This is a genomic window from uncultured Caballeronia sp. (assembly GCF_964243625.1).
In the GTDB taxonomy this organism is placed as follows: Bacteria; Pseudomonadota; Gammaproteobacteria; order Burkholderiales; family Burkholderiaceae; genus Caballeronia.
In genome coordinates, this window is the sequence record NZ_CAXTGZ010000207.1 from 1 (window position 1) to 9535 (window position 9535).

Here is a 9535-nt window from a genome sequence, read left to right on the forward strand (position 1 = left end):
ATCTCTCAAAGGGAGGCACCATATGTACGCAATGGCTATCGCTCTCCCTTGTGCTGTCTTTTCCCCGACGTCGCGACGCATTTGAGCCGCCGTCCGCGCAGGCACTAAAGCCCGCGCCAATTCCAGACAGTCCCTGATCAGTTCGCCTTTTCCATAAGGCGCGCTCCGGCTGTCGCTCTATTTTCTTTTTGACTGGATAGCTTCGCGGCGTTTCGCGCCACGAGCTTTGGCAAATGGCCAATACAAAAAAACTCGATTTCGGCGGCCGGGCGTTCAAGGATGTTCTCGGTTTCACGGTGGTTCACTGGGGCAAACAGCCCTGGCGGATCGTTGCAATCGTCGCGCTGGCATTGCTCGCCGCGCTGGCCGACGTGCTGACGCCGCTTTTCGCGGGACGTCTTGTCGATGCACTCGCCGCGGGTGCGAGCGGCAAGGCGCTCGCGTGGGAGGCAGCCGTGACCGCGTTCTGCGCGCTGGCCGCGCTGGGCTTGAGCGCCACGCTCCTGCGCCAGCTCGTGTTCATGAACATCATCGCGTTGACGTTGCGGATGATGAGTGAAATCGCCGCCGACGCGTTTCATCGTGTGCAGCGGTTTTCCACCGACTGGCACGGCAACAGCTTTGCTGGATCGACCGTGCGCAAGATCACGCGCGGCATGTGGGCGCTCGACCTGCTCAATGACACGTTGCTGATCGCGCTGTTGCCGTCGGTGGTCATGCTGGTTGGCGCAACCGCGCTGCTCGGCGCCCACTGGACCGTGATGGGCGTGGTGGTGGGTATCGGATCGCTGGTGTATATCGGCGTGACCGTGGCGTTGTCGCTGGGATTTGTCGCGCCTGCCGCGCGGCTCGGCAACGCGTGGGATACGCGCATGGGCGGCGCTCTGGCTGACGCGGTGAGCTGCAATACCGTGGTGAAGGCGTTCGGCGCGGAAACGCGTGAAGAAGCGCGGCTTGCGCTGGTGATCGGCAAGTGGCGGCATCGCACGAAACGCACATGGGCGCGCGGCACGATCAACGGCGGCGTGCAGGGCGGCATGCTCGTGCTCATGCAGGTGGCAATCCTGGGCGCGGCGCTGCTGCTCTGGAACGCCGATAAAGCCAGCGTCGGCGACATCACGTTCACGCTCACCATGTTTTTCATGCTGCAGGGTTATTTGCGCGAAATCGGCATGCATGTGCGCAATCTGCAGCGTTCGGTCAACGACATGGAAGAACTCGTGTCGCTCGAGGCGCAGCCGCTGGGTATCGAAGACAAGCCGGGTGCCGGACACATTGCGATCAGCAAGGGCGAGATTCGTTTCGACCACGTGACGTTTTGCTACGAAGGCCATACCACGCCGCTTTACGACGATTTCTCGGTCCACATCAAGTCGGGAGAACGCGTTGGCCTGGTTGGGCATTCGGGATCGGGCAAGACCACGCTGATCAAGCTTATCCAGCGTCTTTACGATGTCTCGGGCGGGAAGATCACCATCGACGGGCAGAACATCGCCAATGTGAAACAGGCATCGCTGCGAGGCCAGATTGCGATCGTCCAGCAGGAGCCGGTGTTGTTTCACCGGTCGCTTGCGGAGAACATCGCGTATGCGAAGCCGGGCGCGACGCGGGCGGAAATCGAGCGTGCGGCCAGGCTTGCGAGCGCGCATGATTTCATCGACAGGTTGCCGCAGGGTTATGACACGCTGGTGGGCGAGCGCGGCATCAAGTTGTCGGGCGGCGAGCGTCAACGCGTGGCGATTGCGCGTGCGTTCCTTGCGGATGCGCCGGTGCTGATACTCGACGAAGCGACGTCGAGCCTCGACAGCGAAAGCGAGGTGCTGATCCAGCAGGCAATGGAACGGCTGATGGTCGGCCGGACCACGCTGGTGGTGGCGCATCGGTTATCGACGGTGCGCGCGCTTGACCGGCTGCTCGTGCTCGACAAAGGGCGGATTGCCGAAGAGGGCAGCCACGACAAATTGATCGAACTCGATAACGGCTTGTATCGCCGGTTGTATGAGCGGCAGGCGCTCGGCTTGATGAAGGAATTCGATCAGCCCGTGCTGTCGAAGCAAAAGGCAACTGGTTACATCGGCATCGGCGATCCGACCTTGGCGTCGGGCACGTGATGTGAAGCCATAAAAAGCGTGAAGCAAAAGAAAACGGTCCTGGAAAAACCAGGACCGTTTTTTTATTGTTTCACCAAACCAGCCTTACATTGCTTACTGGCCCATGCCGATCAACGACTTGCCTTGCGAAAGAATCTTGTCGCAAACCTGCTTGGTGACCTGTTCTTTCAGGCCGCCGCCGCTCAGGTCGACCTGCTTGCCGTTGCTGCTTTTCAGCAGACCGTTTGCGCCGTCGGTATAACCGCTGTCCTGCGATGCCGCCGACGTGCCGCCCAGCTTGCTCATCAACGAATCTTTCACCGTCGACGCGCTGCTGGCATTCACATAGTTGTTCTTGATACAGAACTGCAGCACGCCCGCGACGTTGCTGGTGCTGCCCGATGACACCGATTGCCCGGTCAGCGCGCTGCCCATGCTGCCAAGGCTGCTGAGTCCGCTCGATGACCCGTCGGAACTTCCACCTCCCTTCAGCAGGTTGCCAAGCTGCGCGTGTGCGGCGGACATGGACAAAAACGGCAATGACAGCGCAATGGCGACGCCTGCAATGGCGGTTCGAACTGAGTTTTGCGTGTTGCGGACTTTCATGCGGTACTCCTTCAGATAACAAAATCAAGCTTCTAATATAGTGCCTTTCGCGCGAAGCCGGATCAGAACGCGGCTTGTTTGCGGCCATGCAGGGTTCAGAGGACGTAATCGACGAATTGGTTCCGCGTAACGCGTTGGGACATACAAAAGTTACAGAGTCCGAAGTAACGGCGCGCGCCGTTGCTAACGCCGAATCAGTTCCAGCCGGTGCACGGTTTCACCGGGCATGAACGATGTTGCATCGCCGCGAACCCAGGCCTCATGTCCCGCCATAAAATACGGTGACAGCGGATTTCCCGACTGGCCGCCTGGCATTTCGAAGATGCCGTCCTGCTCGCGTCCAGGGGACACGATCATGCGCTCCGATGCGCCGAATGAAGGCGTTTGCACGCGCGGCATGTTGAAGTCGCCCGGAAGCGCATCGTGCGGTGCGCCAAGCCAGCCGCGCACCCATGGCACCCAAGTTGGCACGAGCCGCGCAAACGGATGTTCTATAACTGCACGATTGCGTGCGCCCCAGCTTGCATCGGCGAGTGGTGTGTCTGGCGGCAACTGAGCGATCGCATGATCGATTCGGTCGAGCATGAAGGCGCGCCAGTCGGCAACGCCATCCGGAACCCACGCACGATGCGCGGCGAGCGTTTCCATCACCGCTTCATGGCGCGAATTTGCGGCGCGAAAGCTGAGTTGCGGCCCGGCTGCGGCGAGTTCTGCATCGAGCCGTCCGAACCAGGCGTCGTAGAGAGAGGAATAGAACGCGCGCACAAGGCGGTAACCGGTGGCATCGGCATCCGCGCGGCCGTTCCATGTTTCGATCAGCCGTCGGAATTCCGCGCGTTGCGGGTGATCTTTAAGCGCGCTGGCGTCTAGCGCCGAGAGGGCGATGCCGCGCCAGTTCTCGATCCAGCGCGCGCGGTCGTCGGTCTGGATCGCGAGCATGTCGCGCTCCGTGGCGTGCGGCAGCGCGAACAGGTCGTCGCGAATCTGCGATGCACGCGCGCCGAGGTCGGTGCCGGCATCGCCTGCGATTGCGGCCTGATCGAGCGGCAAGGTGCGATTGTTCGCGCTCCAGAGCCGCCCGAGCGGCGGGCTGATGCGCGACGGGTAGGCAGCGGGTGCGAGATAAGCTTGCCATCCGCGATACGTCGTCGAATCGAACGGCACCTCGCTGAGTGGTTCCGTGGACGGGTCAGTGGCGGCGTTGCGTTTGGGCAGCGGCCCGGCAAGCGTCCAGCCGATTTCGCCACGCGAATCCGCGACCATGAAATTCTGCGTGGGAATGCCGCTGATTTGCGCGGCGTGGATCGCGTCCGCGACGTTCGTGGCGTCTTCCAGTTGCTGTAGGTTCAGGTTGACGGCCTCGGGATCGTGCGCGGTCCAGCGCAAGGCATAGGCGGTCTTGTCTGGACCGGCGATGATTTGCGGACCCCATTGTGTATCGATGACCGCCAAGTCCACGGGCGCGCCGCCCTTCACCAGGATGCGCTCATGAACGACGGTCGCACGCGCCCACTTGCCGCCTGCAACGCGATATTCCAGCGGATCGGCGGGATTGCGCTGCAACACAATCAGATCGATGAAACGGCCATAGCTGTTCGTAAAGCCCCACGCGATCCGTTCGTTGCTGCCCGCGATCACGAGGGGTGCGCCGGGCAGGGTGACGCCTGTGATGCGGCGCGGCTGGCCATCGGCTGCGGGCCACGTCAGCGACATCCTGTACCAGATGTTCGGCAGCGAAAGACCCAGGTGCATGTCGCTCGCGAGGATCGCGCCGCCATGCGCGCTGTGGGCGGCATCGACTGCCCAGCCGTTGCTGCCGATCATCGAATCCGTGATGGCAGTGCTGCTGTGCTGCATGTCTTTCGATGCCCGCAGCCAGTCCGGGCGGGTTGCGGGCGGCGAAGGCTGTTGTTCGGTGGAAGGCGTTGCAGTATCGAAGGGTGCGTCCCAATGGCTCGTTGCGGGCAGCAGGAATTCATACAAGTCCGCTGGCACCCGTTCGCGCAACGCAGCGCGCGACAGAATGTGGCGGACTTCATCGGACTGCAGGTCGAAGTACATTGCGTAGACGGCCAGCAGCGTGTCTTCCGGACGCCAGGGCGCCGGCGGCGTGCGCAGCACCCAGTATTCGAACGGACGCGAAGCCAGCGCCGCGAGCCCGTCATTGACGCCGGCCGTGTAGCGTTCAATCAACCTCTGCTGGGTTGCCGGCAGCGCGTCGAATGCTTTGCGCGCCCGTTCGCGAAATCGATGCGGCCGGTTGCGTCGATCCAGTTCGAGCGCTGCGGGGCCGATCAGCTCGGACATCTCGCCGGCGGCGACGCGGCGCAGCAGATCCATCTGGAAGTAGCGATCTTGCGCTTGCGCGAAGCCGGTGCCGAACGCGACGTCATCGCGCGTGCTGCCCTTGATGGTCGGCACGCCGAGGTTATCGCGTTCTATGCTGACCGGCGCATGCAACGCCGAAGTCGCCGCCGATGCATGCGTGCCGTCGAGTTGCGCAAGGCTGCCGCGCAAGGTGATCCAGCCCGCGATTCCCGCCACCACGATCACCAGCATCAGGAGGCACAGGATTGCGACCAGCGAGACGAAACAGCGCCTCTTTGTCAGTGGGCTCGGACGGTTCATTGCGCGCGGTATGGGCAGACGGCAAAGAACATAGCACGGCTGTGGCTGCAGCAGTGTGAAGCGGGGAGCGCCGGATCGACAGCAGTATTGCCGATTACACGGAGCGCGCGCCTCTTAAACCGTTATCGTTCGCCCGCTGTCAGCCAGTCGAGGCAGTTGGTCCACAAGCGCGCGTTGCCCTCCCACGCGGAGAACGCAGGCGGCAACCAGTGACTCGACATGTCGCTGGTCCACGCGAGGGTACGGCCTCGTCCATATGTTCCCGCGACCAGCAACGGATGGCCCGTTTCGGGAACCGATGCAATCAACGTTGCGTCGGGCTTGACCTGCACTTCGTTGTAGCCGAGCAAGTGCGGCCATTGCGTTCCGAGGCCTTCGACTATCGGATGCGAAGCGACGACGTCCGCGTTGAATCCTTCGGGAACCTCGACGCGGTCATCGTAGGGAAGGCACGTTACCGGCAGCACTTCTTCCACCGGCGTGTTGCGAAACCGCGCGCTGCCGTTGATACCCTGGAAGCTCAAATACCCGCCGATCATCATGAGCCCGCGCCCCGCCGCAACATAGTCGCGCAACAGCTTGAGGCGGTTCGGCGTGCGCTCGCTTTTGATCCACGTGTCGGGATGCAGCAGCAATGTATTTGCTCCGATGTCCGAAAGAATGATCGCGTCGTAGGCAAGCAGGCCATCGAGCGTGGAGGGGAACATCTCCTGCGCTTCGTGGCTCGGCATGTGCGTGATCTCGAATTCGCTGTCCTTGAAGATATCGAGGAAGATCGTCGCGCCGTTGTGATAGGTCGCAGTCGGGAACTGGTCAAAGCCCTTGACGTGCATCGACATGCTCGCCCAGCTCTCGCCGGCAAGCAGAACAGACTTGGTCATGCGTGTGCTCCTTGAACGCGCGGCTTGCCGTGTCGGCGGCTTGCGGCGCAGGTGGAACCGGTCCACATCGTATGGTTACAGGTTATCGATCAACTGCCTGAAAAAACCCGCGTCGGGTTGGTGATCATCATGGTTTCGATTTGCTCGTTCGAGACGCCGTGGCGCCGCAAGCGCGGCACGAAATACTTGAGGATGTAGCCATAGCCATGGCCGCCAAAACGCGTGAGCATGATCTTCATGAACACGTCCTGCGACATCAGGATCCGGTTGATAAACCCTGCATCGATCAACGCCTTGATTGCGCGTGCGTTCTCTTCGTCGGATGGCGATTGCGCGTTTTCATCGGCGTAGAAATACTCCATGCCGATCATGTCGTATTCGAGCCATGCGCCGCGTCTGGCCAGCGTGTGCTGATATTCGACGTCCATGTGACTCGGGTTCATGTGACACAGGACCGTGTGATTCAGGTCCGCGCCTTCTTCCTCCACGATGTCCAGCACGCGGTGCCCGTGCCGCACCCATCCAGGAAGATGCACGGACAAGGGCACGTGCGTCGCGGCGCTCGCACGCGCGGCGGCGCGTAGCGACTTCTCCTCGTTGGCGGTAAACGCCGCCGACACACCAATCTCGCCGATCATGCCGGCGAGCACATCGGGCTTTTCATCTGCGCCGCCGACATCGAAGATCAGTTGTGCGGCGAGTTCATCGATGGACTTGTGCTTCACATAATCCGGATGCGATGGCTCGAGATAAAACCCCGTCGACATCACGATGTTCAATCCCGTGCGCCGTGCGATCCGTTGCAGCGCGGCGGGGTCTCGCCCCAGTCCGAGATTGGTCGGATCGATCACCGTCTCGCCGCCCAGCTCGCGAAAGCGCATGAGTTCTTCGACGGCGACATCGGCATCGAAGAGCTGGCAGTTGTCGCGGTTCATCAGCGGGTTCATGCGCAGCGCGCCCAGAATGCCGATGTGCACTTTCTGCTCACCGATGAACCTGTCGCCGCAACAAGCCGGCGGCACCCATTTGCCCGATGCATCCAGCAAGATGTGCTCATGCATGAGCGTCACGCCCATCTGCGAAACGGGGATGGGGCCAAGCACCGTCATCACCTGAGCGCTGCGTGTGCCTATCTTCAACGATGCATCGTGGCGAAAGATCGAACTCATCGCTTAAGCCTTCTTGCGCCGCTGCGGCGAGAAAATCCGCGTATTGAGCCAGATGGCGAGCAGCATGATCGCGCCTTGAATGATTTGTGTATAAAACGGCGACACGTTGATGAGGATCAGTCCGTTGCCGAGCACCGCAATGGTCAGTGCACCGAGCACCGTGCCGAGGATCGTGCCTCGTCCGCCGAAGAGATCGGTGCTTCCAAGCACGACGGCGGCGATCACCGCGAGCTCGAACCCTACGCCCTGGTTCGATGAACCGCTGCCCAGCCGCGCCGTGGTGATGAGGCCGGCAAGACCCGCCGCCGCGCCGCTCAACACGTAGACCTTCATGGTGACGCTGCGCACGTTGACGCCTGCGCGCCGCACACCTTCGGCATTCGTGCCAATGCCCGTCACATACCGTCCGAAGCGCGTATGCCGGAGCGTGACGAAGCCTGCAAGCAAGGTCACGATAGCGATCACCGCCGGTGTTGGCATGCCGAGGATCCGGCCGCGTCCGAGTTCGACGAACCAGCCGTCGTTTTCGATCGGTATGGAAAAGCCCTGGGTGATGAGCAATGCAATGCCGCGTACTACAGACAACGTTCCCAGCGTCACGATAAACGCGGGCATCCCCGCAAACGCAATGAAATAACCGTTGATTGCGCCGATGATCGCGCCGAGCGAAAGACCGCCGATCAGCACGACGATTCCCGGCACGCCCGCGCGCAACGCAATCGCCGAGACTGCGCCGACCAGCGCAAGCGTGGACCCTATCGACAAATCGATGCCGCCCGTCGTGATGACGAGCGTCATTGTCGTGGCGACGATCAGCAGCGGTGCGCTTTGACGGAGCACGTTGAGCAGGTTGCCGGTCGTGAGAAACGTGCTCGTGGTGAACGTGAAGGCGAGGGCGCAGACAATGAAAAACGCGGCGATACTCGCCACGCCCGCGTTGCGGCCGAGCATATGTTTGAGCGGCAGGCGCGGCGCCTTGGACTTGTCGTGCATGGCGAGTTCCATGTCAATTCTCCGCAAGTGCACGAGCCGAGCGCGCACTGAACTTGTGGCCGACGATCAGATCGACGATCTCTTCCAGATTCGTTTCGCCGATCTTCCGGTCCGCCACGTTCTGCCCTTCGTACATCACGCTGATGCGGTCGCACACCAGAAATAGATCCTGCAAGCGATGGCTGATCAGGATCACGCTCACGCCGCGCTCGCTGATCGTGCGCACGAGGTCGAGCACCGCTTCCACTTCGGCGACCGCGAGCGCGGCGGTGGGTTCGTCCATGATCAGCACTTTCGGATCGAACGATACCGCCCGCGAAATCGCGATGGCCTGGCGCTGGCCGCCGGACAGGTTCTCGACGTCGAGCTTCGTGCTGGGAATGCGGATGCCGAGGTTGTTCAGCATGTCGCGCGCTTCGCGATGCATCTTGCGATGATCGAGCACGGAGACGCCGCAGACGCGTCGCATGGGTTCGCGGCCGAGAAAGAGATTGCCGGCGACATCGACGGTATTGCACAGCGACAGGTCCTGGTAAACCATTTCGATGTGATGCGCGCGGGCGTCGCCGGGATCGGTGAAATGAACCGGCTTGCCGTCGATCTCGATGCTGCCGCCGTCCGGAACCACTGCGCCCGACAACACCTTCGACACCGTCGATTTGCCCGCGCCGTTGTCGCCCACGAGGCCGAGCACTTCGCCCGGCATGACGTGCAGGTTCACGCCGCGCAACGACTGCACGGCGCCGTAGCTCTTGATGATGTTTTCCATGCGTACGCGTGGAATGGCGGCATCGTTTTGCATCGGCTTCCCCTTACTTGAAAACGGCCCGGTACTTGCCGACGTTTGCCTTCGTCACGATCGTCACCGGCACCGAGATGTTCTTCTCGACCGGCTGCTTGGCGATGAGCTTGAGCGCAGAGTTCACGGCTACGCGGCCTTCGCTTTCCGGGTCCTGCTGCACGACCGCCGTCACGAAGCCTGCATCGATACCCTTGATGGCCTGCGCGCTCAGATCCCATCCGACGATCTTCACGCGGCCCGTTGCATCTTGCGCCGAAGTTGCCGCGACGAGTCCGATCAAGGCGGGTTCACCGGTTGCATAGACGATCTGCAGATTCGGGTTGGCGGAGATGAGGTTTTCTGCTGCGGTCTGGGCTTGGTCCTGCA

Annotated in this window: 8 protein-coding genes; 1 reads left to right on the forward strand and 7 read right to left on the reverse strand. The window is 61.7% G+C overall.

Annotated features, from left to right (window positions below):
* Window positions 1–233: 233 nt before the first annotated feature.
* Window positions 234–2111 (forward strand): ABC transporter ATP-binding protein, encoded by a 1878-nt coding sequence (locus ACFFAR_RS15635; RefSeq protein WP_375508091.1) that lies wholly within the window; start codon window positions 234–236, stop codon window positions 2109–2111.
* A 93-nt stretch (window positions 2112–2204) separates the two neighbouring features.
* Here the strand turns inward: ACFFAR_RS15635 and ACFFAR_RS15640 are convergent, their stop codons facing one another.
* The 7 genes from ACFFAR_RS15640 to ACFFAR_RS15670 all read right to left on the reverse strand — a co-directional run.
* Window positions 2205–2696 (reverse strand): DUF2501 domain-containing protein, encoded by a 492-nt coding sequence (locus ACFFAR_RS15640; RefSeq protein ID WP_174364242.1) that lies wholly within the window; start codon window positions 2694–2696, stop codon window positions 2205–2207.
* Between the two features lie 183 nt (window positions 2697–2879).
* A complete protein-coding gene (locus ACFFAR_RS15645; RefSeq protein WP_174364241.1) occupies window positions 2880–5324 on the reverse strand; it encodes a penicillin acylase family protein in 2445 nt (814 codons plus the stop codon).
* Window positions 5325–5446: 122 nt separating this feature from the next.
* Window positions 5447–6205: a glutamine amidotransferase gene (locus ACFFAR_RS15650; RefSeq protein ID WP_375508092.1), complete on the reverse strand. Its 759-nt coding sequence runs from the start codon at window positions 6203–6205 to the stop codon at window positions 5447–5449.
* 89 nt (window positions 6206–6294) lie between these two features.
* Complete coding sequence (locus tag ACFFAR_RS15655; RefSeq protein ID WP_174364848.1) at window positions 6295–7374, reverse strand: phosphotriesterase-related protein; 1080 nt, start codon at window positions 7372–7374, stop codon at window positions 6295–6297.
* A gap of 3 nt (window positions 7375–7377) precedes the next feature.
* Complete coding sequence (locus ACFFAR_RS15660; protein ID WP_062001492.1) at window positions 7378–8379, reverse strand: ABC transporter permease; 1002 nt, start codon at window positions 8377–8379, stop codon at window positions 7378–7380.
* 1 nt (window position 8380) lies between these two features.
* Entirely contained in the window at window positions 8381–9169 is a 789-nt protein-coding gene (locus tag ACFFAR_RS15665) for an ATP-binding cassette domain-containing protein (RefSeq protein ID WP_062001493.1), read from the reverse strand.
* 10 nt (window positions 9170–9179) lie between these two features.
* The coding region (locus ACFFAR_RS15670; protein WP_174364849.1) for a substrate-binding domain-containing protein at window positions 9180–9535 on the reverse strand (356 nt) is incomplete at its 5' end.

What these genes read in the sequence shown, in the direction of transcription:
- ACFFAR_RS15635 (WP_375508091.1), top strand. Translation starts at nt 234, where the DNA reads ATGGCCAATACAAAAAAACTCGATTTCGGCGGCCGGGCGTTCAAGGAT.
- ACFFAR_RS15640 (WP_174364242.1), bottom strand. Translation starts at nt 2,696, where the DNA reads ATGAAAGTCCGCAACACGCAAAACTCAGTTCGAACCGCCATTGCAGGC.
- ACFFAR_RS15645 (WP_174364241.1), bottom strand. Translation starts at nt 5,324, where the DNA reads ATGAACCGTCCGAGCCCACTGACAAAGAGGCGCTGTTTCGTCTCGCTG.
- ACFFAR_RS15650 (WP_375508092.1), bottom strand. Translation starts at nt 6,205, where the DNA reads ATGACCAAGTCTGTTCTGCTTGCCGGCGAGAGCTGGGCGAGCATGTCG.
- ACFFAR_RS15655 (WP_174364848.1), bottom strand. Translation starts at nt 7,374, where the DNA reads ATGAGTTCGATCTTTCGCCACGATGCATCGTTGAAGATAGGCACACGC.
- ACFFAR_RS15660 (WP_062001492.1), bottom strand. Translation starts at nt 8,379, where the DNA reads ATGGAACTCGCCATGCACGACAAGTCCAAGGCGCCGCGCCTGCCGCTC.
- ACFFAR_RS15665 (WP_062001493.1), bottom strand. Translation starts at nt 9,169, where the DNA reads ATGCAAAACGATGCCGCCATTCCACGCGTACGCATGGAAAACATCATC.